General features: G+C 42.5%; 23 protein-coding genes, 3 rRNA genes, 2 pseudogenes and 1 riboswitch. Of the genes and pseudogenes, 18 read left to right on the top strand and 10 right to left on the bottom strand.

Annotation, left to right across the window (positions count from 1 at the left end; all coding sequences use genetic code 11):
- Nucleotides 1-105: 105 nt before the first annotated feature.
- Nucleotides 106-417, bottom strand: coding sequence for a hypothetical protein (locus QF028_RS31725; protein ID WP_429471680.1), 312 nt, complete (start codon nt 415-417; stop codon nt 106-108).
- 354 nt (nt 418-771) lie between these two features.
- On the opposite strand from QF028_RS31725, the gene QF028_RS31730 reads away from it, so the two are divergent.
- Nucleotides 772-1,380: a transposase gene (locus QF028_RS31730; protein ID WP_429471682.1), complete on the top strand. Its 609-nt coding sequence runs from the start codon at nt 772-774 to the stop codon at nt 1,378-1,380.
- Nucleotides 1,365-2,858 carry a YifB family Mg chelatase-like AAA ATPase gene (locus QF028_RS31735; protein WP_429471684.1) on the top strand — a complete coding sequence of 498 codons (1,494 nt, stop codon included), beginning with the start codon at nt 1,365-1,367 and terminating at the stop codon, nt 2,856-2,858. The genes QF028_RS31730 and QF028_RS31735 overlap by 16 nt, the downstream gene beginning before the upstream one ends.
- Nucleotides 2,859-2,966: 108 nt before the next feature.
- On the opposite strand, the gene QF028_RS31740 is transcribed toward QF028_RS31735, so the two are convergent.
- The 3 genes and pseudogenes from QF028_RS31740 to QF028_RS31750 form a co-directional block, all read right to left on the bottom strand.
- Nucleotides 2,967-3,527, bottom strand: coding sequence for a glycerol-3-phosphate acyltransferase (locus QF028_RS31740; protein ID WP_429471686.1), 561 nt, complete (start codon nt 3,525-3,527; stop codon nt 2,967-2,969).
- Nucleotides 3,528-3,611: 84 nt separating this feature from the next.
- Nucleotides 3,612-3,719: pseudogene (locus QF028_RS31745) on the bottom strand (zinc transporter ZupT); the annotation flags it as partial.
- A gap of 130 nt (nt 3,720-3,849) precedes the next feature.
- Complete coding sequence (locus QF028_RS31750) at nt 3,850-5,232, bottom strand: trypsin-like peptidase domain-containing protein (RefSeq protein WP_429471688.1); 1,383 nt, start codon at nt 5,230-5,232, stop codon at nt 3,850-3,852.
- A gap of 235 nt (nt 5,233-5,467) precedes the next feature.
- Between QF028_RS31750 and wecB the strand changes: the two genes are divergently transcribed.
- From wecB to QF028_RS31765, 3 genes and pseudogenes are all read left to right on the top strand, one after another.
- Nucleotides 5,468-6,610 carry a non-hydrolyzing UDP-N-acetylglucosamine 2-epimerase gene (gene wecB / locus QF028_RS31755; protein ID WP_429471690.1) on the top strand — a complete coding sequence of 381 codons (1,143 nt, stop codon included), beginning with the start codon at nt 5,468-5,470 and terminating at the stop codon, nt 6,608-6,610.
- Between the two features lie 174 nt (nt 6,611-6,784).
- Nucleotides 6,785-7,171, top strand: coding sequence for an SMU1112c/YaeR family gloxylase I-like metalloprotein (gene gloA2, locus QF028_RS31760; protein WP_168245785.1), 387 nt, complete (start codon nt 6,785-6,787; stop codon nt 7,169-7,171).
- 280 nt (nt 7,172-7,451) lie between these two features.
- Nucleotides 7,452-7,676 (top strand): annotated as a pseudogene (locus QF028_RS31765) (TM2 domain-containing protein); the annotation flags it as partial.
- Nucleotides 7,677-7,840: 164 nt separating this feature from the next.
- Here the strand turns inward: QF028_RS31765 and QF028_RS31770 are convergent.
- Nucleotides 7,841-8,422 (bottom strand): hypothetical protein, encoded by a 582-nt coding sequence (locus tag QF028_RS31770; protein WP_429471692.1) that lies wholly within the window; start codon nt 8,420-8,422, stop codon nt 7,841-7,843.
- A 440-nt stretch (nt 8,423-8,862) separates the two neighbouring features.
- Between QF028_RS31770 and QF028_RS31775 the strand changes: the two genes are divergently transcribed.
- Nucleotides 8,863-9,519, top strand: a complete 657-nt coding sequence (locus QF028_RS31775; RefSeq protein WP_429471694.1) for a 5-bromo-4-chloroindolyl phosphate hydrolysis family protein — start codon at nt 8,863-8,865, stop codon at nt 9,517-9,519.
- A complete protein-coding gene (locus QF028_RS31780) occupies nt 9,516-10,694 on the top strand; it encodes a toxic anion resistance protein (protein ID WP_429471696.1) in 1,179 nt (392 codons plus the stop codon). The genes QF028_RS31775 and QF028_RS31780 overlap by 4 nt, the downstream gene beginning before the upstream one ends.
- A 168-nt stretch (nt 10,695-10,862) precedes the next feature.
- Here the strand turns inward: QF028_RS31780 and QF028_RS31785 are convergent, their stop codons facing one another.
- Nucleotides 10,863-11,609, bottom strand: a complete 747-nt coding sequence (locus tag QF028_RS31785) for a M15 family metallopeptidase (RefSeq protein WP_429471698.1) — start codon at nt 11,607-11,609, stop codon at nt 10,863-10,865.
- 257 nt (nt 11,610-11,866) lie between these two features.
- Nucleotides 11,867-11,951, top strand: a riboswitch (cyclic di-GMP riboswitch).
- A 46-nt stretch (nt 11,952-11,997) separates the two neighbouring features.
- On the opposite strand from QF028_RS31785, the gene QF028_RS31790 reads away from it, so the two are divergent.
- The 3 genes from QF028_RS31790 (at nt 11,998) to QF028_RS31800 (ending at nt 12,929) form a co-directional block, all read left to right on the top strand.
- Nucleotides 11,998-12,162 carry a hypothetical protein gene (locus QF028_RS31790; RefSeq protein ID WP_179195958.1) on the top strand — a complete coding sequence of 55 codons (165 nt, stop codon included), beginning with the start codon at nt 11,998-12,000 and terminating at the stop codon, nt 12,160-12,162.
- Between the two features lie 140 nt (nt 12,163-12,302).
- Nucleotides 12,303-12,734 carry an SRPBCC family protein gene (locus tag QF028_RS31795; RefSeq protein ID WP_429471700.1) on the top strand — a complete coding sequence of 144 codons (432 nt, stop codon included), beginning with the start codon at nt 12,303-12,305 and terminating at the stop codon, nt 12,732-12,734.
- 54 nt (nt 12,735-12,788) lie between these two features.
- Nucleotides 12,789-12,929, top strand: a complete 141-nt coding sequence (locus QF028_RS31800; RefSeq protein ID WP_429471702.1) for a hypothetical protein — start codon at nt 12,789-12,791, stop codon at nt 12,927-12,929.
- Between the two features lie 428 nt (nt 12,930-13,357).
- Here QF028_RS31800 and QF028_RS31805 read toward each other — a convergent pair whose 3' ends face one another.
- Nucleotides 13,358-14,311: an NAD-dependent epimerase/dehydratase family protein gene (locus QF028_RS31805; RefSeq protein WP_429471704.1), complete on the bottom strand. Its 954-nt coding sequence runs from the start codon at nt 14,309-14,311 to the stop codon at nt 13,358-13,360.
- Nucleotides 14,308-14,559: an NAD(P)-binding domain-containing protein gene (locus QF028_RS31810; RefSeq protein ID WP_429472640.1), complete on the bottom strand. Its 252-nt coding sequence runs from the start codon at nt 14,557-14,559 to the stop codon at nt 14,308-14,310. Before QF028_RS31810 ends, QF028_RS31805 begins: the two co-directional genes overlap by 4 nt.
- Before the next feature lie 186 nt (nt 14,560-14,745).
- Here QF028_RS31810 and QF028_RS31815 point away from each other — a divergent pair, with 186 nt between their 5' ends.
- The 3 genes from QF028_RS31815 (at nt 14,746) to QF028_RS31825 (ending at nt 16,022) form a co-directional block, all read left to right on the top strand.
- Complete coding sequence (locus tag QF028_RS31815) at nt 14,746-15,465, top strand: glycosyltransferase family 2 protein (RefSeq protein WP_429471706.1); 720 nt, start codon at nt 14,746-14,748, stop codon at nt 15,463-15,465.
- Nucleotides 15,466-15,652: 187 nt separating this feature from the next.
- The gene (locus tag QF028_RS31820; protein WP_429471708.1) at nt 15,653-15,778 is read left to right on the top strand and encodes a hypothetical protein; all 126 of its coding nucleotides are present in this window, start codon (nt 15,653-15,655) and stop codon (nt 15,776-15,778) included.
- Nucleotides 15,732-16,022, top strand: a complete 291-nt coding sequence (locus QF028_RS31825; RefSeq protein ID WP_429471710.1) for a YheC/YheD family protein — start codon at nt 15,732-15,734, stop codon at nt 16,020-16,022. The genes QF028_RS31820 and QF028_RS31825 overlap by 47 nt, the downstream gene beginning before the upstream one ends.
- Nucleotides 16,023-16,075: 53 nt before the next feature.
- On the opposite strand, the gene QF028_RS31830 is transcribed toward QF028_RS31825, so the two are convergent.
- Complete coding sequence (locus tag QF028_RS31830) at nt 16,076-16,693, bottom strand: LysE family translocator (protein WP_429471712.1); 618 nt, start codon at nt 16,691-16,693, stop codon at nt 16,076-16,078.
- Nucleotides 16,694-17,106: 413 nt separating this feature from the next.
- Here QF028_RS31830 and QF028_RS31835 point away from each other — a divergent pair.
- The 5 genes from QF028_RS31835 to QF028_RS31855 all read left to right on the top strand — a co-directional run bounded on the left by QF028_RS31835 (nt 17,107) and on the right by QF028_RS31855 (nt 23,337).
- Nucleotides 17,107-18,656 (top strand): 16S ribosomal RNA (locus tag QF028_RS31835).
- A 196-nt stretch (nt 18,657-18,852) separates the two neighbouring features.
- A 23S ribosomal RNA gene (locus tag QF028_RS31840) occupies nt 18,853-21,790 on the top strand.
- Between the two features lie 77 nt (nt 21,791-21,867).
- Nucleotides 21,868-21,984: ribosomal RNA gene (rrf, locus tag QF028_RS31845) — 5S ribosomal RNA — on the top strand.
- Together the 16S, 23S and 5S rRNA genes form the textbook arrangement of a ribosomal RNA operon.
- A 375-nt stretch (nt 21,985-22,359) precedes the next feature.
- On the top strand, nt 22,360-22,491 hold the full coding sequence (locus tag QF028_RS31850) for a hypothetical protein (protein ID WP_429471714.1): 132 nt from the start codon (nt 22,360-22,362) through the stop codon (nt 22,489-22,491).
- A 123-nt stretch (nt 22,492-22,614) separates the two neighbouring features.
- Nucleotides 22,615-23,337: a glycosyltransferase gene (locus QF028_RS31855; protein WP_410889872.1), complete on the top strand. Its 723-nt coding sequence runs from the start codon at nt 22,615-22,617 to the stop codon at nt 23,335-23,337.
- Between the two features lie 454 nt (nt 23,338-23,791).
- Here the strand turns inward: QF028_RS31855 and QF028_RS31860 are convergent, their stop codons facing one another.
- The gene (locus tag QF028_RS31860) at nt 23,792-23,986 is read right to left on the bottom strand and encodes a hypothetical protein (RefSeq protein WP_429471716.1); all 195 of its coding nucleotides are present in this window, start codon (nt 23,984-23,986) and stop codon (nt 23,792-23,794) included.
- Nucleotides 23,987-24,014: the final 28 nt, after the last annotated feature.

Consider the following 24,014-nt stretch of genomic DNA (forward strand, 5'->3'; position numbering starts at 1 on the left):
TGGATTTGATTGCTATTCCCATGCAGATAGTAGTTTAGCCTTCAAAAAAAAGACACCCTTGTCTCTAAGGCAAGGGTGTCTTTTCAATGATGCATTCTGTGAGGATTAATCTCCACCGCCGCCATCTCCACCCGAATCTCCGCCACCACCTGAATCCCCGCCGCCGTCTCCACCCGAATCGCCTCCGGAATCCCTGTCACCGTCGGAACCGAGGTCGTCATTAGTGCTGTCTGAATTACTTTCATAATAATGTACATGATCATTGCTATAAGAACTTTTCCTTCCATTTCCTAAACTAGGAAAGATAAAAAAAGCCGCGATTATTGCTAAGGTTCCAAAGAACTCCTGTACTCCAAAAATAAGGTAAATCCCATACACAAGAAGCAATGCACCCACCAGCCATTGAATTACCCTCACCGCGAGACATCCCCCCATATAGAAAATAAGAATTATAAATCCATACAAAATAAATATTACAAACCAGGACTTTTTATACATCTTTTTAGATAATGGTGTCAAGAGAATGGTGTCAGGCACCGATCGTGGACATTTGCCTTTCGTGTATGGACAGTCATTAATACCCAAAATTATATAGATGATGTGAATTTTGTGGAATTGTGCAGGATTTTTGGAGAGGGTGTCGAAAGGTAATAGTGGTTACTATTTGCTGTTCCTGTTTTATGGGGAATGCTTACTTCGGATGACCTCATTTTTTTCTACCTCGATTCCCCACCTGAATTCTACCAATATACTAAATAAGGAGTGATTGCAATGGTTCGCAGTGTCCGGCCTTGGTTTGAAGGCGCAAAGTATCATGTTACCACTAGAGGAATTAGGAAAAGTTCGCTTTTTTTCGAAGATGAAGATTTTGAGAAGTACCTAGCTATAGTTCAAGAAACAAGAGAACGTTACCCATTCATCCTTCACACCTACTGCTTGATGACAAATCATACCCACTTACAGCTCGAAACGCTAAAAACCCCTTTGAGTAATATCATGAAAAATCTCAACACCAAATTTGCAAAGTATTTTAATAGAAAGTACGATTTCTCCGGTCATGTATTCGATAAGCGCTATGGTGCCGAGCTACTCAATTCTCCCGAATATGAGATAGACGTGAGTAAATATATTCACTTAAATCCCCACTCAGCAGGTATGGTGGCAAAACCTGAGGATTACCCTTGGAGCAGCTGCCGAGCCTATGTCTTTGGAGAAAGTATTCCTCTGATTGCCCCAAAAACACTACTTTCATATTTTCCCGACCCACCAATACAACACTATGAAAATTATATAAAGGCATTACCAACCGACAAGTTCTTTTGGGAAGATGGAAAAATTCACATGATTAAGATGGAGGAAAAGACATGTGGGCTAAAGTAACGAGTATCGGCTTAAAAGGGATGGAAGGATATCGGGTGTATGTCGAGGTTGGCTCTTATGTAGGGAACGATTCGTTTAAAATTGTTGGATTGCCAGATGCGGCTGTAAAAGAATCAAAAGAGCGAATCATTGCTGCGCTTCGAACCTTAGGTTATCACTTGTCAGGTCAGAAAATCATTATTAATCTATCACCAGCGGATCAAAAAAAGTACGGTTCTATGTTTGATTTTCCGATGGCGATTGCTGTACTGCAAAGTTTGCATGAACTGGAGGTAATCGTCCCAGAGGATACTGGTTTTCTTGGATCATTATCGTTGGATGGATCGATTCAGCCTGTCGAAGGAATGTTGCCTGCTGTTCTTGCGGCAAAGAGGCTGGGGATTCATAAGCTTTATATGCCTTTTGATGAGGAATTGCCGGTATTAGATCTTAAGCCATTGGAAATCATCTATGTTTCTAGTTTACAGGATGCGATTGGACATCTTTCTGGGCAATGGATTCCTCCTTTTAATAAAAAGCAGGATGATGAACGGTTCACCAACACTGTTTATTTGGATATGCAGCAGATTATTGGTCATACAGGAGCGAAACATGCCTTAGAGGTAGCTGCCGCTGGAGAACACCATGTCTTACTGACGGGACCACCAGGTTGTGGAAAAAGTATGTTAGCTGAAAGTTTCCCGTCCATTTTACCAGCATTAACAAAAGAGTCGCTACTTGAGGTAATCAGCTTGTATCAATTGAGTCAAAATTCCTTTTCTCATTCCAATATGCCTCCCTATCGAAATCCGCACCACTCAGCTTCAGGTGTTTCTATAATCGGGGGCGGACAATACCCAAAGCCAGGCGAAATATCGTTAGCACATCATGGTGTTTTGTTTCTCGATGAAATTGGCGAGTTTTCGAAAAAAACATTAGATATGCTGCGGCAGCCATTAGAAAATGGGTTGATCATGATTAGCCGCACCCATGCGACCATTACCTATCCGGCGTCGTTTATTTTGATAGCGGCAATGAATCCATGCCCATGTGGCTATGAAGGGTCAAATTCACATTATTGCACCTGTTCGAAGAAGCAGATACTCGCCTATCAAAATAGGCTTTCAGGTCCGCTCAGGGATCGGTTTGATATTAATCTCTCCTTAGGACCCATTAATTTTAATGCAGCTACGATTGAAACGGCAGGAGAGTCCTCAAAAATTGTCCGGGGGAGAGTGGAGGAAGCTAGGAGCAGGCAATATGATCGTTATGGAATGGAGGTTTGCAATAGCAGAGTCCCTTACGAAATGCTATTAAGGGCAAGCCCATTGACAGACACACAGCAATCTACATTGCAACGACACGCAATAAAGAAGAGTTGGAGCAACCGCACACAAATCAAAATCATCCGTCTCGCCCGCACCATCTCTGACCTGCAAGCAAGCCCCGCCATAACAGATCAAAGTATTTGGGAAGCTGTTCAGTTAAATGAAGTGTGAACGGAGTTCAGTTAGTGTCATTAGTTGAATTCATCAGTTGGTGTCAGGCACCATCCGTGGATAAAATGGCTAAAGTGTCCTTGTGGGGTGGACTGTGGACATCTGATGTTATTTTTTCAGTCTCACCCTGATATTGTCCCAATGGGCCAGGAAAATGAAAACTAAGATACACAATACAATTGCACAACTTATCCAATCATGGTCGATGATTAATAGAAAAGGAGGAATGAATAGGAATGCACCTAATCCTGAAAAAGTGAAGCTCTTTGTAAAAGGATAGAGTACTAGAAATGCTAAGATAATAACGGAAACAAGTAGCGGCTCAAACATAATTATTCCGCCAATAAAAGTTGAGATCCCTTTTCCTCCCTTAAAGTTCAGGGTAATTGGTTTCAGATGGCCTAAAATGGCCATGCCTAAACCAACAAGTTGAACGGGGTCAGAAAATCCAAAATAGCGAGCCAGCAGTATGACGAGGCCACCTTTTAGAGCATCCCCTAGAAATATCAATACAAAGGCCGTTTTTCCATGAAGGCGTCCTGCGTTCCTCGCCCCTACATTTCCACTCCCATGAAGGCGAATATCCTTATGGTAGAGAGCTTTCGTAACCAGAAACCCAAACATGATACTCCCAATCAAATAGGATAAGAATAGAAAAAAGTAAATCATTTGACTTCACCTCCTAATAGAATAGTTGGGTGTCAGGCACCATGTGAAAAATTCACATGGTGCCTGACACCCATCAGCATACTCTTATATAAATAATAACAGGCTTAAGGCCATAACGGCCATACTGCCAATTAACCCGTAGATGGATAACTTTCCTTCATCATTCCTCATGGCTGCAGGCAATAATTCCTCCGGATAGATCATCAAACCTGCGATTTCTCCCTTAATGATATGGATTCGTATTAAAGTAATGGGACGTAGCATCAACTACATCCCATTTTTCTATAGGTTTTATCGAGGTATATTGGTGTCAGGCACCACATTATTCCTCGTCTTTTTTCTGCTTTTTCTGAGCCTCTTGAAGGGCGAGGAGGATATCTTGAACGTCGATCTTTCCATCGTTATTTAAGTCTGTTAGGGTATTTTCAGGTTCAGTTGGCGGTGGGGCTACAGGCGTTGGGTTTGGAGCTACCGGTGCCGCAGCAACTGCTTGCTGTTTCGGCCTAAAGGCAAACGTGAACAACAGAAGAATAATTATGAGCAATCCGGCAACACCATCAACGATGTAGAAGATAGTCGCATAATCGGACCAGAGCGTCTTGCTGCTGCCCATCTTTTTCTCGGAGTTCGCGATATATTGTTTGATTTCGGAATGATTCGGATAAATCCGTTGGACTGCCTCGAATTTTTCTAACGCATGCTTATAGTAGCCGCCCCAGTATAGGTTAAGTCCTTCTTGATAAAGCTTATCCGTATCACTCTTCGCATTTTTCGCGCCTGCTTGGTTGACAAATTCTTTAACGGTATTTACAGGAACGGCAAAATTAAAGCCTTGGACTTCTTGGCCGTTGACTGTGTCGCCTCTAAAGGTGAGCAAGCCAATAATTTCGCCTTTTGCATTAATGACCGGTCCACCGCTATTCCCATGGGTAGCCGCTGCGTTAATTTGGATGACCGGGCTTCCTTGTTCGGTCTTTTTGGAGGTTGCCGAAATTTGGCCTGCATTCATGGATGAAACTAACGAAGAATCTGGCGATAATAAATCAGAATCGGCCGCAGCAGGATAGCCGCTGACCCAAATATTATCTTGGTTCTGGATATTATCAGAATCTCCAAGCGGTAGAGTCGGCAGGTTTTTTCCTTCAATTTTTAGAACGGCGACATCTTTTCCTTCATTAATAGGAGCACCATAGCTTTTAACCTCGCCATCGAGTACATCCCCACCTGGTAAAATTACTTTTAGAACCTTCTCTATTCCTGTGTATTGTGTATACTGGACCATATACTTGTAGGCTGTTTCATAGTCTACCTTAAAATAGTCCGCGATAATCGTTACCAGTTGTTCAAACGCCGCATTGGCAATATCCTCGTCTTCCTTTTGAGTTGCTTCAACGACGTGAGCATTGGTAACGATATAGCCGTTAGAGCTAATAATGGCCCCTGAACCTGAGCCGCCCACTACGGATTGATTATTTAGCTGTTCCAATATGGCGATGACTTCAGGATCATTGGGATTATTAAATTGCCACTGGACAACAGCATAATCAATGATTCGAACGACTGCCGGCTTGGAGTATTCAGCGAGCTTTTGGGCTTGAGCGATTTTCCCAGCGGCTGGTTTGAGATTGATGAGGAAAATGGAAGCCACCATTACTGCGATGAGTAGCAAGCTGATAGGGATGGTAAAAAGGGCCCTTCTTTTCAAAATATAATTCACTCCTAGGTTGGATATTTTAAAAATATACTCTGCAATATATTCGCCTTTGGGAAAAAGGTAATATTGTACATATAAATTTTTAGATAATTACAAGGCATCATTGATAGTTGAGGAATTTTAATGACAGAACAGGGAGGGTTGTTTTTTCATAAATGTATAATCTTTGGTATCATGTTTAGTGAATGGAAATGATATTGGACTGAAGATATAGTTGGAGGTCTCTATGGAGAATCAATTGAAGGTAATGACTGTGTTTGGAACGAGACCGGAAGCAATTAAAATGGCTCCCTTGGTAAAAGAATTAGAGAAATATCCTGATAAAATTAAACCGATTGTGACGGTGACAGCGCAGCACCGTGAGATGCTTGACCAAGTGTTGCATATTTTTGAAATTACGCCTGATTATGACTTAAATATAATGAAGGAACGGCAATCTCTTCTGGATGTTACGACACGCAGTTTAGAGGGACTCAATCAAGTTCTTTCGGACGTCAAGCCAGATATTGTGCTGGTCCATGGTGATACGACAACAACATTTGTGTCAAGCTTGGCTGCGTTCTATCACTCGATTCCGATTGGTCATGTGGAGGCCGGACTCCGGACTCATAATAAATATTCCCCGTACCCAGAGGAAATGAACCGCCAGTTGACAGGTGTTTTGGCCGATCTCCATTTCTCGCCAACGTTCCAATCGAAGCAAAACCTTTTGGTGGAAAATAAGAGAGAAAAGGCTATTTATATCACTGGAAATACGGCCATCGATGCGCTAAAAACAACGGTGAGAGCGAATTATTCTCATCCGGTTTTAGACAAACTCGGAAATGACCGGTTAATTCTCATGACGGCCCATCGCAGGGAAAACACGGGAGAACCAATGGAAAATATGTTCCGTGCAATTTACCGTGTAGTCGAAAAGCATGCCGATGTTCAGGTGGTTTATCCGGTCCATATGAATCCAGTGGTTCGTGAAATTGCCAATCGAGTACTGGGAGAAAACGAGAGAATTCATCTGATTGAGCCTTTAGATGTGATCGATTTCCATAACTTTGCCGCAAGGGCCTATCTGATTTTGACCGATTCAGGCGGTGTACAGGAAGAGGCACCATCTTTGGGTGTACCGGTGCTAGTTTTGCGTGATACCACCGAGCGCCCAGAAGGAATTGAAGCGGGTACATTAAAACTGGCTGGAACCGATGAGAAAACCATCTTTCGACTTGCAGATGAGCTGTTGTCAGACCAAGCCGCACATGACCAAATGGCGCACGCCTCCAATCCTTACGGAGATGGGTTCGCCTCCGAACGAATAGTAAAAGCCATCCTTCACCACTTTAAAAATGGCGACCGCCCAACGGATTTTGGCGAATAGAGTGGGAGGAAAGATTTGGTGTCAAAAGTTGTGGTGTCAGGCACCAGCCGTGGACACTTTTAGGTTTTTGTCCGTGTAGGGTGGACGGTTAAGTTGATAATAGAACCTCTTGTCTATTTGAGCAGACAAGAGGTATTTGGTTTGAGTGATGATTTTTTAGGGGGATGTGGATAGATGAAGTTAAATAAGATCCATCATATTGCGGTGATTTGCTCGGATTATGAAAAATCAAAGGATTTTTATGTTCGAATCCTTGGGCTGACGCCTATTAATGAAGTTTATCGGGAGGAAAGAGATTCCTATAAGTTGGATTTGGAAGTGAATGGTCAATATCAGATTGAGTTGTTTTCATTTCCGGAACCAACTGTCCGGCCAAGCTATCCTGAAGCAGCTGGTTTGAGACATCTAGCCTTTGAAGTAGATGATATCGAAGATGCGGTCCAATATTTGACAAGGTTTCAAGTGAATGTGGAGGTCGTGCGTGTGGACCCCGTAACAAACAAGAAATTCACCTTCTTCGCGGACCCGGATGGGCTGCCGCTTGAACTATATGAACGATAATATCTTTTTAAAAAGCGGGTTGCCTCTATGGTTATCCTGCTTTTTTAATCTTTAATCTTATATCAACTTTCTAATTTCATAATTCTTCAAAACTAAAACTCTACATTCTTTAGCTAATACACCCATTGCTATTTATTGTATACAAAACCAAACCTTTCTATTTCCTAATAATCAACCAATGGTGTTTATGAATGCGGGTGGCGGAGGCGGTGCCTCAAGCTCATCTAGTTCATCAAGCGCTGCTAGTGGGGGAGTCGGTGGCTTTGTTGCTAGGTATACTAAAAACAAAACTACCGCGGGGATCTTAGGTATTCTACTCGGTGGTATTGGGGCCCATAAGTTTTATCTTGGCCGACCAGGTATGGGGATTCTTTATTTGTTATTCTGCTGGACTTATGTTCCTACAATTATAGGTTTTATAGAAGGTATCCTATACCTTGTTGCAAATCCAGAGGATTTTGCTAGAAAGCATGATAAAGGCTATCAAGTTCCTATTAATTATTAAATCATTTCCTTCACATTCGGTGTCTATCCCCATGGGATTACATGGGGATTAATCTAGTAATGTATGGATTGGAACTCAAAAATACTAATAAAGGGAAGCTCATTGGGGCTTCCCTTTATTAGTTAATTTATGAGCAGTATTTTAATCCTTGAGGTGAATTGAATTTAGTATGTGCCCAAACTTGGATTTACACTTGGGATCCCATATTCGTTAGGAGACCATGACCCATAGCCACTATTAAAACCAGGGTTTGGTTGGAATTGCTGTCCGTACATGTTTATATTAGGTCCTACTCCTGGGTAACCTGGCGTGCCAACACCAGGAAAGCCTAATCCTCCACCGACTCCTGGGGCATAAGGATTGTATCCCTGACCTGGTCCACCGCTGCCGTATCCTCCGAACCCACCGTATCCAGGGAAGCCGCCATAACCGCCGCCATACCCATATCCTCCTGGATTAGGTCCATTTCCTAGTGCGGCTCCTCCTAAATAACCTAAGCCAAGCCCAAGCAAGCTAGATCCCAATGATCCAAGGTTAAAACCTGTATGTCCGCCGCCAAGGTGATGTTGCCCACCGTGCTGTTGTTGTCCACCACCATGGTGATGTAGTCCACCGTACTGTTGTTGTCCGCCATGATGTTGCCCGCCACCGTGATGCTGATGCTGTCCACCATGATATTGTCTACTATAATTTAGCTGGTTCAATCCACTTTGATAATCTATAGGCATATTATAAGGATTATACATAATATTCTCCTCTCTCCTCACTATCGTATCTATCCTATGCATCGTATTAGTTTACTCTTGGGCAGAAGCCTAGATAATTGGGATTCCTCATAAAGGCATCGCACTTGAAAAGAATGGAAACCCAAAACACGTTGTCCACTGTGCGTGGACAAATGGTGCAAGTGTCCACGAGCGGTGCCTGACACCATAATGACACCATAACTAACACCATAACTGACACCATAAAAGCACCAATAAATATGACGCCATCTAAAAATACGTCTCAAGACCTAGATTTCTTTCCGTTTGAGGTCTATGGCAGGGAGGAGTTTTTTCGTGTATTGTTGAAGTAGTAAATGGAAATAATTTTCTTTTTGGTTTATATTTTTAGGAAATTGAAACATTCCATTGCATTCATCCGTAGGAATATAAAGATGTCTTAACTCAGGAGTCGATTTATTATGAACCCGATTTTGTCGTTTCTTCTTCGCTCATTTGTAGCCGTCCCATTAACAGTGGTAACTTGGCTGGTCTGCTTTTTTCCTTTGGGTCAAGCATTTTGGCCGTCAACGGGCATTGCCATTACCGGGGGGATTCTTACCCATTTAATCCTTTCCATCGTTATGAATAGAAGCTTTTTAAAAAAGCATCAGATATCAAGAAAAGAATATCGATACATTCGGAAAAACCTTATGGAAGCCAAACAGAAAATCAATCGCTTAAATAAAAACCTTTTTACCATTCGTGATATTTCATCCGTAAAACAAAGAATTGATCTTCTTCGAATTACAAAAAAAATACACAAGATGACAACCAAAGAGCCGAAGCGATTTTACCAGGCTGAGCAGTTTTATTTTTCACATTTAGATTCAATTGTTGAACTTACCGAGAAATATAGCTTTTTATCCTCCCAGCCGAAAAAGAACATGGAAATGGGCCAATCTCTTATTGAAACTCGTCATACACTAAATGAACTAACAAAGGTATTGGAAGAGGATTTATATAAAGTGATTTCCGATGATATCGATCACTTAAATTTTGAAATTGACGTCGCAAAGCATACCCTTAATAAGGAAAAGGACGCTAAATTCCCGGAAGAAAATAGGTGGCTAAAATGAACGAAAACAACCCAATCCAACCCAACAAAACTGGAAATTTATTAAATGATATCCTTGCCGACCCGTTTGGGGATAAACTAGAGCTTTCAAAAAATCCGGTCCAGCACACAAGTGAGGCTAGGCCTGTTAAATTAATTGATGTGATACCAGAAGAACATCGCGCAAAGGCGTATCAGATTGCTGAACAAATCGATCCAACAAACCATCAGTCGATGATTCAATATGGTACCCAAGCCCAAGGTAAGCTATTATCCTTCTCGCATACAATGCTAGAGCATGTGCAGAAACAAGATGTGGGTGAAATTGGGCAAATCATCAGTGATTTAATGAAGAGACTTGATGAAGTGAATCCGGATGATTTGAAGGATGGGAAACCATCCTTATTTGCTCGTATGTTTGGAAAAATTTCAGGTTCGATTCAAGAAGTGCTCTCAAAATATCAAAAAACAGGCGCCCAAATTGACCGAATCAGTGTAAAGCTGGATCGCAGCAAAAATGTCCTGATGTCGGATATTAAATTGCTTGAACAGTTATATGAGACGAATAAGGAATATTTCCATGCCCTTAATGTCTATATTGCAGCTGGGGAGATCAAGCTTGAAGAAATGCAGGAAAAGACAATTCCACATCTGAAAAAAGCAGCCGAAGTAACCAATGACCAAATGAAATTTCAAGAAGTTAACGATATGATCCAATTTGCGGATCGCTTAGATAAGCGTCTCCATGATTTAAAATTAAGCCGGGAAATTACCATTCAAAGTGCTCCGCAGATTCGCTTGATTCAAAACACGAACCAAGCCCTAGTGGAAAAAATCCAATCATCGATTATGACGGCGATTCCGTTATGGAAAAATCAGGTCGCGATTGCGTTGACGTTAATACGCCAGCGTCATGCAGTCGAGGCTCAGAAACAGGTTTCGAAAACGACCAATGAACTCCTTTTGAAAAATGCAGAAATGCTAAAAACCAATACAATCGAGACGGCGAAAGAAAATGAGCGCGGCATCGTTGATATTGAAACCTTAAAGAAAACTCAGGAAAGCCTAATCACGACACTTGAAGAAACCATGCGAATCCAAGAGGAAGGCCGCCATAAGCGCCGCCAAGCAGAACAGGAACTAGCTTCGATGGAAAACGACCTTCGCCTGAAATTATTAGAGATAAAAGGGAAATAAACACAAAAGGCCTTCACTACAACTCCGGTTGTAGTGAGGGCCTTTTTGACTCTTACACATGCGCGAACCATTTCGATGTCAGGCACCAGAAATCGAGGCACCGGAAACCAGCTAAACGGGCACTCCGCTTTTTACGGTGCCTGACACCACATAAAAGCACCACATCAATTAATTATTCACAACTGTGGCATTATAGTATTCTTCGAGGGTGATGCCGCGGCTCATGATTTCTTTGGCGATTGCCTTGCCGACATAGCGCAGGTGCCAGGGTTCGTATTGGTAGCCGGTGATCGAGTCTTTACCTTTCGGATAGCGGATGATGAAGCCGTACTCCGCTGCATGATCTTGGAGCCAGCTTGCCTCCTTTGTTCCTTCAAAGCAGTCCTCGGCCGCACATGTTCCATTTCCGCCGGTCACATCAATAGCCAGGCCAGTTTCATGCTCGCTCGTTCCTGGAACCGCACTATAAGTTCTAGCCGCTTCGTATCCATCTTGATCAACATAGTAATTAAATAAAGCTGTTTGGGCAGCATAGGACCTGTAGGCAGAAACACCTAACAGATGCACACCCTGTTGTTTTGCGCCTGCGAATAATTTTTCGATCGCCGCACCTGCCTCGGCCCTCATTTGCCGCTTTTCTGCTTTCTGTGCGAACGTAAATGGGATGTCAGGGTAAATTAAATCACTTGGCTGATAATTATCGGGCAGTTTATTGTCCTTATTAACAAGAACAGGGATCACCTTTGGGGAGGAACCAACTTGGACGTTAGCATCCTGTTGCTGATCTTCTGCACCAGTTGAGGAATTGTTGTCTAATTTTCCATCGTCTTGCATAAAATGAAATTTTCCAGTGCAGCCGGTCAAAGAGATTGCAAACACCATAAGAGTCAAAAAGACGAAACGTAATTTTAACATAGTTAACTCCCTTTTTTTAAAATTCACTTCAGTAAACATCATGGACAGGATTAGAGACTTTAAAACGTCATTCTAAATTCTGTCCAAGATGATTTCAAAACGGCTGTGAATCTAAGGATGTTTCATCGATAGGTTTGGTAGAATCAATTGGCAGCCATCGTATAACGACAGAAGGAAATTAACTTTTAAGTGAGTGTAGGTATAAAGACACTTTTATTTTATAATTCAGTTGCATATATTTTTAATAACACATAAATCGTACGAAACGGCAAAGCCATTGAAAAATGGTGACGCAAAACTAAAGGGGCTAAGGTTTAACGACGATGCTTGCCAGTTACCGAACACGATAACTCCGTCGATTTATGTAAACTATTGAGGAGGATTTTTTGTGTTGAAAATGTTCTTAAAGGGAAAATATTATTATCATTTAATCCAGCACAGACACAACGCGCTGTTACAGCAAGATTGCCTGGATGAAGAATTAAGAGCCAAGTTTATGATTAGAGCAAGCTATCATAATAGTAAAGTTGTCGAGTTTGGTTTAAAAATCTAAGCGAAATCATATTTTAAAAAAAGCCTGTATCTGTGTAGTTGGTACAGGCTTTTATGTTTTTATAGACTAAAAGGTATAAAATAAAACAATAGGACAACCATTACATATATTAACCATAGTAAAAGAGGGATGATTTCGAAATGTACAATCTGACAAAATTTAAAATAATAAAACCAGCTAATGAAGTATTTGAAGCCTTCGTAGACCCTTCGAAAATCAGGAATTTCTGGTTCTCATCAAGTTCGAGATGGGAGCAGGGCCAAACAGTCACATTAAGATATGAAGAATACGATGCACAAGTCGATATTGAAGTACTCGAAGTCGAGGTAAATAAGAAAATCGTGTTCCGGTGGGGGACAGATGGAGAAGGGAATTGTGTAACAATTTCTCTGGAAGAATTGGATCAATCAAGTACCATTATTGAAGTGATCGAAGAAGGTTTTAGCGAAGATGATGATGAGTTAATCGCTCAGTTGATTGATAATAAAGAAGGCTGGGTGTATATGTTGACCTGTTTAAAGGGGTATTTGGAGTTTGGGATTCATAATTTAAGGGCAGCAATCGTTAAATAACATAGTTTCTTTTCTCAAGGGTCATCCTATGAATAAAAAAGGGAGGTAAAATCAATGAAACAGGATGATGAGAAAATTAGTGAAGGGTTAAATGAACTGTTTGAGATCATTAATGCAAAAGGGGATAAGGGTGAGTTAAAAGAAATTGTCGATCGTTATGACAGTGCAAATCCAGAGGAAAACTCGAACAGTTAAATACAAAAGGCCTAGAGATTAGTCTAGGCCTTTTGTAATGAGAAATGTGGATAAAATCCATATAAAATGTGGATATATATAAGTCGATTGTGGGCAAATCTGTTGGTTTTGTGGATAATACTGTGGAATATGTGGATAAATCCCCTGATTTGTAATTCCTTTATGAAAAAGAAAAAGTTATTCACATAATCTGTGTATAAATGGCTGAAATCTGTTGATATCTTCTTATATGGTGTGGATATAGAGGTAATTAATGTTGATAACCTTGTTAATATCCTCTCCTCGTATATTTCCATCTGATTGGTTTGATTTTTTCTATGACGACGATGGTTTAACAACGGCACATCTATTCGGTTTGAGCAAAAACACTAGCCAATGCTTCCCTAATATAGGCCCCTGGATTATAAAAGGGGATCAGGACGGTCACTTCACTTTTGTTCATCTGTATCCCCTGCTTTAAAGGACTCTTCTGTTTCATAAAACTGCTTTGTCTCTTTTAGGCCGCTAAGCAAATCATAGCGAGGCTTCCACCCCAACAGTTGCAGTGCTTTTGTATTATTTAACTGACTGTAGAGGATGTCACCGTTACGAGCAGGAAGATAAACAGGGACACCCAGAGGAATTTCACCCAGCGAGGAAATGACTCCAAACAGTTGATTAATGCTCGTTTTTTGATTTAGACCAATGTTGATGATTTCATTGTTTCCTTTGCCAAGTGCAAGGAGATTGGCTGCAGCAACATCTTTCACAAAAACAAAATCTCGTGTTTGTTCCCCGTTCCCGTAAATCGTCAATTGTTCGCCCTTTAAAGCCTTCTGTAGAAAAATAGCCACGACACCGCCTTCTCCTTTGGGAGTGTGACGTGGACCGTATACATTTGCATAACGCAGGATCGTAAAGGGAAGCTTATAAAATTGCGAATAGAGTTGAATATATCTTTCCGGCGTATGCTTGGAAATCCCATAATAGGAGATGGGTTCCGTCATCGAACTCTCTTTAATACTGCGGTCGTCCGTTTCGCCATAGGCTGCACAGGAGGAAGCGTAAACTATTTTTCGGACATTAAATTTCCGACAGCATTCCAACAAACGAATCGTACCAAGAATATTCGTTTGCGCATCAAAAACAGGATCCTGAATCGATTTGGCAACATCGACTTGGGCCGCTTGATGAATCACATACTCTGGTTTTTCTTTTGAAAAAATCCCCTCTAACTGCGGTGAGCATATATTTGCGACATAAAAGGTCGCCCTATTATTAACAAACTCTTTATTCCCCGTACTTAAATTATCAACCACAATCACTTCATGACCCTCAGTAATCAGCAAATCAACAATATGGGAGCCAATAAATCCCGCTCCGCCTGTTACCATAACTCTCATACTTGACCCTTCTCCCATTCTGCTTGATACCAAGCAATTGTTTTCCTTAAGCTTTCATCGGATCGATAGAAGGATAGAAATTCAACAGTTTCCGGTATATATGAAGTATTCTGTTTTAAACTATTCACTTTTCGCTCGTCGACATCAATTCCAATGACATCGAATCCCTTGTTGGCAAATAGAAGGGCAAGCGGTAAACCAACATATCCTAATCCAATTACCCCTATTTTTTTAAAAGAGGAAATCAGCCGTTATCGTTATTTCTGACATGTTTTCCGTCCCTTACTCATAATTATTTTTTAAGTTTCGTGTTCACTTATCCTATGCGGACGGGTCTTAGGAGGGGATAGGTGAATATACAGAAATAGAAAAACTTTTAAAAAATACATTCTGTACTAAGTGGTTGAACTTGTGGTTTTGGGAGGCGGAAGGTCTTGATTTCCATCATTGCTTGTACCAATCGAGAGAAGTTTGTCAGTAACATCATTGCTAATTTTCAAAAACAAACCTTCAAGGAGAAGGAACTCATTTTAGTTCTTAATTCGTCTAAAATGAATTTCAAACAAATTGAGCGGGAATTGGATGAGGCTAAATTAAACAGTCAGTTATTCCAATTTCCAGACGAAATGAGTTTAGGGGAGTGTTTAAACAAGGGAGCTAAGCAGGCCAATTTTGAATACATTGGGAAAATGGACGATGATGACTATTACGGGAGCAGCTATCTAACGGAAGCGTTTGAAGCGCTCATGCAAACGAAGGCAGAACTAGTTGGGAAAAGCAGCTTCTATATTTATTTTAAGAAGAAACAAGAACTGAGATTATATAATCCACATCATGAAAATAGCTGGATCATTAATAATGGTCAAAATCTTTATAAAACCTCCCATTTTTTAAGTGGAGCGACACTGATTTTTAAGAAAGATCTTTTGAAAAAAATCGCCTTCCCACACGTTAATCAAGGGGAGGACAGCGGTTTTCAGCGACGATGCTTTGAGAACCATGTCAAAATGTATTCATTATCAAAAGATCATTATGTGTATGTACGCTCTGGACTACCGTATCATCATACCTCCGATGCAACGGACCGGATGTTAAGAGGACGTAGCAAATTGGTCATCAATACGGCTTCGATTGAAACATTTTTCAATACTTGATAAAAAGAAGGCAGGATATCCTCCCTTCCAACCATTTCTATATTAACCAAGCAGCACGACTGAGAAGCTTTCGATATCTGAATGACACTATAAATTTCGCAGGCTTCCGAATCATGTAGTAAAGAGGAGTAAGGAAAACAATATTAGTAAGGAAGAAATCGCTATTTATGATTTCAATTTAGCCTTATTGGCGGCAGGAACCAACTCCATCATAATAGCTGGTTTCATTAAAGAGATGCTTGGGAAAGTAGCATTTGATATAGGGAATGGAATGGAATGTTCAAGAAAAGATTCCGTTAGCTTGCATAGGTAAATGTCCATTTGTTATCCGCGTCATGGTCCAGCGTAAACAAGGAGCAGAGGAATGGTATGTGACAGGGAAGGCCGCTAAATTAGGAGCCTATTATCAAAACTCACGAATGATTGGCTTAGACATCGGAATTACCAGCAAGGGGCAACTCTATATCATCGAAGCAAACCTCAAACCAGGCATTGGCATCTTCAAAAAATTCCTCGACAAAAAAATTCTTCGTAATTTCAGGGATTTTCGTAAATAGGAAAAGCGATATTTAATAAATTCACTTTTCCTATATAAGTACATAACTTTTCATTATTTTTGATTCTGAAAAACCAACTGAAGACCTAAGCCAATATAGATAGAGCCAATAACCTTCCCTTGCCAGCGTGAAAGTTTTCCGCTCTGGTTTGAGAAAAGTCGTTCACCTATCGTGCTTGTTAGGAATGCTAGCAATGTGGTGTACATTATGCTCATTAACACAAAGGTGAGTCCAAGAATAAGTAGTTGAATGACAACAGGGGTCCCATTGTTGTGGACGAACTGTGGTAAGAAGGCTAAGAAAAAGAGAGCCGTTTTAGGATTGAGTAATTCAATTAATAAGGCCTGACGAAACGATGTGGCTGTGTTGTTCTTTTTTACGGTCGGCGCATCTTGTTTTTTGGATTTTTCAAGGAGGGACTTAATCCCTAAAAAGATCAAATAAGCGGCACCAAGATATTTCACGATTTCAAAGGCGAGTGCCGAGGTCATTAGAATGGCTGAAAGTCCAAGTACGGCTGCAATCGTATGGATTAAATCACCGACCGCAATCCCGATACCGGTGATGATGCCAGTTTTCCTCCCGCCTTGAGCGGTTTGAGAAATGGTTAGTAAAACAGCTGGACCAGGAATGAGAAACAATACGATAACTACTATAATAAATGACAGCAATTTTCCGCGCTCCTTTATATAAAATATATATCTAATTTTATCATAATATTTAAAAAATTAATTCGAGAGATTAAGTAACTTTAAATAAGGATAAAAATTCTGTTGCTTTATTGTATTGTAGGTGATAAGATATATAAGTTGTCAGCGAGATTATTAATGTTTTATAAAACTTATTGACAATGTGATTGCGTAATGATAATATATAAAAGTTGTCTTCGAAACTATTAATCTTTTCTTTAAAAATATTAAAATAGTTGTTGACAACAAATAAAAGAAAATGGTATGATGTAAAAGTTGTCCCATTGAATGAATTGTTCTTTGAAAACTAAACAAACAAGACGTGTAGACAAACAAAAAAACTTTTAGTTTCAAATATGAAGCTAAGCCAACGTAACAAAATGAGCTAATCAACTTTCTTGGAGAGTTTGATCCTGGCTCAGGACGAACGCTGGCGGCGTGCCTAATACATGCAAGTCGAGCGAATCAATAGGAGCTTGCTCCTGTTGATTAGCGGCGGACGGGTGAGTAACACGTGGGCAACCTGCCTGTAAGACTGGGATAACACCGGGAAACCGGTGCTAATACCGGATAATCCTTTTCCTCTCATGAGGAAAAGCTGAAAGTCGGTTTCGGCTGACACTTACAGATGGGCCCGCGGCGCATTAGCTAGTTGGTGAGGTAACGGCTCACCAAGGCAACGATGCGTAGCCGACCTGAGAGGGTGATCGGCCACACTGGGACTGAGACACGGCCCAGACTCCTACGGGAGGCAGCAGTAGGGAATCTTCCACAATGGACGAAAGTCTGATGGAGCAACGCCGCGTGAGCGATGAAGGCCTTCGGGTCGTAAAGCTCTGTTGTTAGGGAAGAACAAGTACCGGAGTAACTGCCGGTACCTTGACGGTACCTAACCAGAAAGCCACGGCTAACTACGTGCCAGCAGCCGCGGTAATACGTAGGTGGCAAGCGTTGTCCGGAATTATTGGGCGTAAAGCGCGCGCAGGCGGTCCTTTAAGTCTGATGTGAAAGCCCACGGCTCAACCGTGGAGGGTCATTGGAAACTGGGGGACTTGAGTGCAGAAGAGGAAAGCGGAATTCCACGTGTAGCGGTGAAATGCGTAGAGATGTGGAGGAACACCAGTGGCGAAGGCGGCTTTCTGGTCTGTAACTGACGCTGAGGCGCGAAAGCGTGGGGAGCAAACAGGATTAGATACCCTGGTAGTCCACGCCGTAAACGATGAGTGCTAAGTGTTAGGGGGTTTCCGCCCCTTAGTGCTGCAGCTAACGCATTAAGCACTCCGCCTGGGGAGTACGGCCGCAAGGCTGAAACTCAAAGGAATTGACGGGGGCCCGCACAAGCGGTGGAGCATGTGGTTTAATTCGAAGCAACGCGAAGAACCTTACCAGGTCTTGACATCCTCTGACACTCCTAGAGATAGGATTTTCCCCTTCGGGGGACGGAGTGACAGGTGGTGCATGGTTGTCGTCAGCTCGTGTCGTGAGATGTTGGGTTAAGTCCCGCAACGAGCGCAACCCTTGATCTTAGTTGCCAGCATTCAGTTGGGCACTCTAAGGTGACTGCCGGTGACAAACCGGAGGAAGGTGGGGATGACGTCAAATCATCATGCCCCTTATGACCTGGGCTACACACGTGCTACAATGGATGGTACAAAGGGCCGCAAGACCGCGAGGTTTAGCCAATCCCATAAAACCATTCTCAGTTCGGATTGCAGGCTGCAACTCGCCTGCATGAAGCCGGAATCGCTAGTAATCGCGGATCAGCATGCCGCGGTGAATACGTTCCCGGGCCTTGTACACACCGCCCGTCACACCACGAGAGTTTGTAACACCCGAAGTCGGTGGGGTAACCGCAAGGAGCCAGCCGCCTAAGGTGGGACAGATGATTGGGGTGAAGTCGTAACAAGGTAGCCGTATCGGAAGGTGCGGCTGGATCACCTCCTTTCTAAGGATAAAGCTGGACCTGTGAGCCAGACAAAACAGTTTGTGACACGATCTTTGTTTGTTTAGTTTTGAGAGTACAATTCTCTCAAAGCTTTTTTTAATCGTTCTTTGAAAACTAGATAATCGTAATGAAGAAGTCAATGTAAGAACCGAGTCAATGCCAATTTCTTATTTAATAAGAAGAAACAAACCTTTTAGGTTAAGTTAGAAAGGGCGCACGGTGAATGCCTTGGCACTAGGAGCCGATGAAGGACGGGACTAACACCGATATGCTTCGGGGAGCTGTAAGTAAGCTTTGATCCGGAGATTTCCGAATGGGGGAACCCACTGTTCGTAATGGAACAGTATCTTTACCTGAATACATAGGGTATGGAAGGCATACCCGGGGAACTGAAACATCTAAGTACCCGGAGGAAGAGAAAGCAAACGCGATTCCCTGAGTAGCGGCGAGCGAAACGGGACATAGCCCAAACCAAGAGGCTTGCCTCTTGGGGTTGTAGGACACTCAACATGGAGTTACAAAGGAACGGGGTAGATGAAGCGACCTGGAAAGGTCCGTCATAGAAGGTAAAAACCCTGTAGTCGAAACTTCGTTCCCTCCTGAGTGGATCCTGAGTACGGCCGGACACGAGAAATCCGGTCGGAAGCAGGGAGGACCATCTCCCAAGGCTAAATACTCCCTAGTGACCGATAGTGAACCAGTACCGTGAGGGAAAGGTGAAAAGCACCCCGGAAGGGGAGTGAAATAGTTCCTGAAACCGTGTGCCTACAAGTAGTTAGAGCCCGTTAATGGGTGATAGCGTGCCTTTTGTAGAATGAACCGGCGAGTTACGATCCCATGCAAGGTTAAGTTGAAGAGACGGAGCCGCAGCGAAAGCGAGTCTGAATAGGGCGTATGAGTATGTGGTCGTAGACCCGAAACCAGGTGATCTACCCATGTCCAGGGTGAAGTCCAGGTAACACTGGATGGAGGCCCGAACCCACGCACGTTGAAAAGTGCGGGGATGAGGTGTGGGTAGCGGAGAAATTCCAATCGAACTTGGAGATAGCTGGTTCTCTCCGAAATAGCTTTAGGGCTAGCCTCACGTAGTAAGAGTCTTGGAGGTAGAGCACTGTTTGGACTAGGGGCCCTCATCGGGTTACCGAATTCAGACAAACTCCGAATGCCAAAGACTTATCCGTGGGAGTCAGACTGCGAGTGATAAGATCCGTAGTCAAAAGGGAAACAGCCCAGACCACCAGCTAAGGTCCCAAAGTATACGTTAAGTGGAAAAGGATGTGGAGTTGTTTAGACAACCAGGATGTTGGCTTAGAAGCAGCCACCATTTAAAGAGTGCGTAATAGCTCACTGGTCGAATGACTCTGCGCCGAAAATGTACCGGGGCTAAACGTATCACCGAAGCTGTGGATTGACATCTTAGATGTCAGTGGTAGGAGAGCGTTCTAAGGGCGTTGAAGCTAGACCGTAAGGACTGGTGGAGCGCTTAGAAGTGAGAATGCCGGTATGAGTAGCGAAAGATGAGTGAGAATCTCATCCACCGAATGCCTAAGGTTTCCTGAGGAAGGCTCGTCCGCTCAGGGTTAGTCGGGACCTAAGCCGAGGCCGAAAGGCGTAGGCGATGGACAACAGGTTGATATTCCTGTACCACCTCTTTATCGTTTGAGCAATGGGGGGACGCAGGAGGATAGGGTAAGCGCGCTGTTGGATATGCGCGTCTAAGCAGTTAGGCTGAGAAGTAGGCAAATCCGCTTCTCGTATAAGGCTGAGCTGTGATAGCGAGGGAAATTTAGTACCGAAGTTCCTGATTCCACACTGCCAAGAAAAGCCTCTAGCGAGATAAAAGGTGCCCGTACCGCAAACCGACACAGGTAGGCGAGGAGAGAATCCTAAGGTGAGCGAGAGAACTCTCGTTAAGGAACTCGGCAAAATGACCCCGTAACTTCGGGAGAAGGGGTGCTTTTTGAGGTGAATAGCCTCGAAGAGCCGCAGTGAATAGGCCCAGGCGACTGTTTAGCAAAAACACAGGTCTCTGCGAAGCCGCAAGGCGAAGTATAGGGGCTGACGCCTGCCCGGTGCTGGAAGGTTAAGAGGAGGGGTTAGCTGCTAAGCGAAGCTCTGAATCGAAGCCCCAGTAAACGGCGGCCGTAACTATAACGGTCCTAAGGTAGCGAAATTCCTTGTCGGGTAAGTTCCGACCCGCACGAAAGGCGTAACGATCTGGGCACTGTCTCAACGAGAGACTCGGTGAAATTATAGTACCTGTGAAGATGCAGGTTACCCGCGACAGGACGGAAAGACCCCGTGGAGCTTTACTGTAGCCTGATATTGAATTTTGGTACAGCTTGTACAGGATAGGTAGGAGCCTGAGAAGCCGGAGCGCTAGCTTCGGTGGAGGCGTCGGTGGGATACTACCCTGGCTGTATTGAAATTCTAACCCGCACCCCTGATCGGGGTGGGAGACAGTGTCAGGTGGGCAGTTTGACTGGGGCGGTCGCCTCCTAAAGAGTAACGGAGGCGCCCAAAGGTTCCCTCAGAATGGTTGGAAATCATTCGCAGAGTGTAAAGGCACAAGGGAGCTTGACTGCGAGACCTACAAGTCGAGCAGGGACGAAAGTCGGGCTTAGTGATCCGGTGGTTCCGCATGGAAGGGCCATCGCTCAACGGATAAAAGCTACCCCGGGGATAACAGGCTTATCTCCCCCAAGAGTCCACATCGACGGGGAGGTTTGGCACCTCGATGTCGGCTCATCGCATCCTGGGGCTGTAGTCGGTCCCAAGGGTTGGGCTGTTCGCCCATTAAAGCGGTACGCGAGCTGGGTTCAGAACGTCGTGAGACAGTTCGGTCCCTATCCGTCGTGGGCGCAGGAAATTTGAGAGGAGCTGTCCTTAGTACGAGAGGACCGGGATGGACGCACCGCTGGTGTACCAGTTGTTCTGCCAAGGGCATCGCTGGGTAGCTATGTGCGGACGGGATAAGTGCTGAAAGCATCTAAGCATGAAGCCCCCCTCAAGATGAGATTTCCCATAGCGCAAGCTAGTAAGAACCCTGAAAGATGATCAGGTTGATAGGTCAGAGGTGGAAGCGTGGTAACATGTGGAGCTGACTGATACTAATCGTTCGAGGACTTAACCAATTTTTAAGGCAGCTCGTTTTTACAAACTTCTTCTGCATTATCTAGTTTTGAGGGAATGATACCTCAAAAGAAAATAGTCTGGCAGCAATGGCGAGAAGGTCACACCCGTTCCCATACCGAACACGGAAGTTAAGCTTCTCAGCGCCGATGGTAGTTGGAACACGCGTCCCTGTGAGAGTAGGACGTTGCCAGGCACGAAAAGGACAACCTGAAAAAGGTTGTCTTTTTTGTCTTCTTTTTAAGTTTTAATAAAGAGCCCTTTCATCGCACGAGGTTGCATATTTTTTCGTTTCACGGTAAATGGAACAACCCACAGTAAGTGTGAGCACCTTTGCCGTATTTAAATGAAAGATACTTTACATCGTGACTTATTAAAGACCAGACCCGCGAATACCAGAGCAGTGCTTCCCCTAATGACTTGAAAATTAAAACCCTCGCACCAGTAGTTTCCATCGATATCGAAAAATCCAGAAAATAATCAACTTGCTTTGAATAAATCGCGAGCATTTATCGGTAAAAAAGAAAGAACTAAGGCACAGCTCAATATTTCTTCGTTTATTGAGGTGTTTATGTCTGAATACCAAATTGATCATAAAACAAGTATTGTCAAAAGAATGAACCTGATTCATACGTTTGCGTCGATTTCAATACTTGTCGGGGTCCTCGGTACCTTTATTGGACAGATAAAGGGATGCCTATGAACCTTAGGGAAAAGGAAGGAAACTTAAAAAAATCCCACTGAAACTGTGTCCATCCAACGCTTGCCTTCATATGGTAATTAATAAAAGATGGTGGAAAAGCAATTGAAATGGGGTTAGTTTCCAATGACAGAACAAATGATTGATGAAGAAAGAAGTGGCGTTTCGATCATAACCTGTACAAATAAGCTTTACTTCATGGAAAACATTTTTGACAATTATAGCAATCAAGAATGGAAAATGAAAGAATTAATTATCATCTTAAATAATAATCGATTAAATATAGAAGAATGGATGAAGAAGGCGGAACTGTTTCAAAACGTCACTATTTTTCAACTGCCGGAGGATGTATCGCTTGGTTATTGTCTTAACTACGGAATTTCCAAAGCAAAGTATGACACTATTGCTAAATTTGATGATGACGATTATTATGCCCCAGCGTATTTAACAGAAGCCATGAATAGTTTTATAGACAATGTACAAATTGTCGGAAAAAGAACTTATTATTTGTATTTTGAAAATAAGAACCAGTTGATCCTTCGCTTTCCAAACCGTGAAAATAGAAAAATTAACATGGTTCATGGGGGTACAATTGTAGCAAAAAGGGAAGTTTTTGAAAAGGTATCCTTTCCTGATCTTTCTCTTGGAGAAGATAAGCAATTCTTTAAAAAATGTGTTGCCGCAGGGATTCGAATCTGTTCGACCAGTCGATATAATTATACTTATTTTAGAAGAGATCAAATATTTCACACTTGGAACCCTGATCTAGGATACCTATTTAGGACATCGGAAAAAATATCCATTACAACCGATTTTAAAAAATATGCTGACCCCGAATGGCTATCTTAATCTAATAAAAAAGGACATGTCGATTCTTCATTTTATTTTCCCTTTTTTACTTTTATTGTCTCTGAAGTACTAGTTGCACTTGAAGTCCGATATAGATTGCTCCGACCACTTTACCTTGACAGCGGGTGAGCATATTGATCTTATATGAAAATAAACGATCCCTAATGGAACTAAAAAAAGCTCACTTAATTAATATTTAAGTGAGCTTTGATTCGAAACTAAACCTATATTCTCAAGGGGATATAACCCTTTTTTATTTTTAAATAATTTGTCCTTAAAGGGTTGAATTAATAAAGGTGAATAGGTTTCTTGTGATTTATTGTATTGCTCTTGAATTTTCTTACTATTTTGCTCTATATTATAGACTCTATTCATTATATCGGTTGTAAATTTAGGAGAATCGGTGGAAACTACATATTTTTCAAGTCCAAGAGAATAGCATAAATCGAAAACCTTAAACGGTATCCCAAGGGTATTGAAGGTACTCCGGCTGTCCATAGCCTCTTTTAATAAGTTTTTTTGCAACTAGAGCTAGTTTATCTTCAATTTCCTTCTCATTTCCGCTGTATAAACGATTATAGGTTGTCCCCCAATTGATCGCAATTAACTTTTCCTTTTTTTGTTCTTGAATTTGTTTGGGAGCCTCCAATAAGAGGCCAGGATCACCATTTCATTAT

The sequence above is a fragment of the Neobacillus sp. B4I6 genome, assembly GCF_050434045.1.
GTDB lineage: Bacteria > Bacillota > Bacilli > Bacillales > Cytobacillaceae > Neobacillus.

Coding starts and splice junctions, on each gene's coding strand:
- QF028_RS31855 (WP_410889872.1), top strand. CDS start 22,615: ATGACAGAACAAATGATTGATGAAGAAAGAAGTGGCGTTTCGATCATA.
- QF028_RS31785 (WP_429471698.1), bottom strand. CDS start 11,609: ATGTTAAAATTACGTTTCGTCTTTTTGACTCTTATGGTGTTTGCAATC.
- QF028_RS31730 (WP_429471682.1), top strand. CDS start 772: ATGGTTCGCAGTGTCCGGCCTTGGTTTGAAGGCGCAAAGTATCATGTT.
- QF028_RS31735 (WP_429471684.1), top strand. CDS start 1,365: ATGTGGGCTAAAGTAACGAGTATCGGCTTAAAAGGGATGGAAGGATAT.
- QF028_RS31740 (WP_429471686.1), bottom strand. CDS start 3,527: ATGATTTACTTTTTTCTATTCTTATCCTATTTGATTGGGAGTATCATG.
- QF028_RS31850 (WP_429471714.1), top strand. CDS start 22,360: ATGTCTGAATACCAAATTGATCATAAAACAAGTATTGTCAAAAGAATG.
- wecB (WP_429471690.1), top strand. CDS start 5,468: ATGGAGAATCAATTGAAGGTAATGACTGTGTTTGGAACGAGACCGGAA.
- gloA2 (WP_168245785.1), top strand. CDS start 6,785: ATGAAGTTAAATAAGATCCATCATATTGCGGTGATTTGCTCGGATTAT.
- QF028_RS31795 (WP_429471700.1), top strand. CDS start 12,303: ATGTACAATCTGACAAAATTTAAAATAATAAAACCAGCTAATGAAGTA.
- QF028_RS31770 (WP_429471692.1), bottom strand. CDS start 8,422: ATGTATAATCCTTATAATATGCCTATAGATTATCAAAGTGGATTGAAC.
- QF028_RS31775 (WP_429471694.1), top strand. CDS start 8,863: ATGAACCCGATTTTGTCGTTTCTTCTTCGCTCATTTGTAGCCGTCCCA.
- QF028_RS31825 (WP_429471710.1), top strand. CDS start 15,732: ATGGAATGGAATGTTCAAGAAAAGATTCCGTTAGCTTGCATAGGTAAA.
- QF028_RS31800 (WP_429471702.1), top strand. CDS start 12,789: ATGAAACAGGATGATGAGAAAATTAGTGAAGGGTTAAATGAACTGTTT.
- QF028_RS31780 (WP_429471696.1), top strand. CDS start 9,516: ATGAACGAAAACAACCCAATCCAACCCAACAAAACTGGAAATTTATTA.
- QF028_RS31805 (WP_429471704.1), bottom strand. CDS start 14,311: ATGAGAGTTATGGTAACAGGCGGAGCGGGATTTATTGGCTCCCATATT.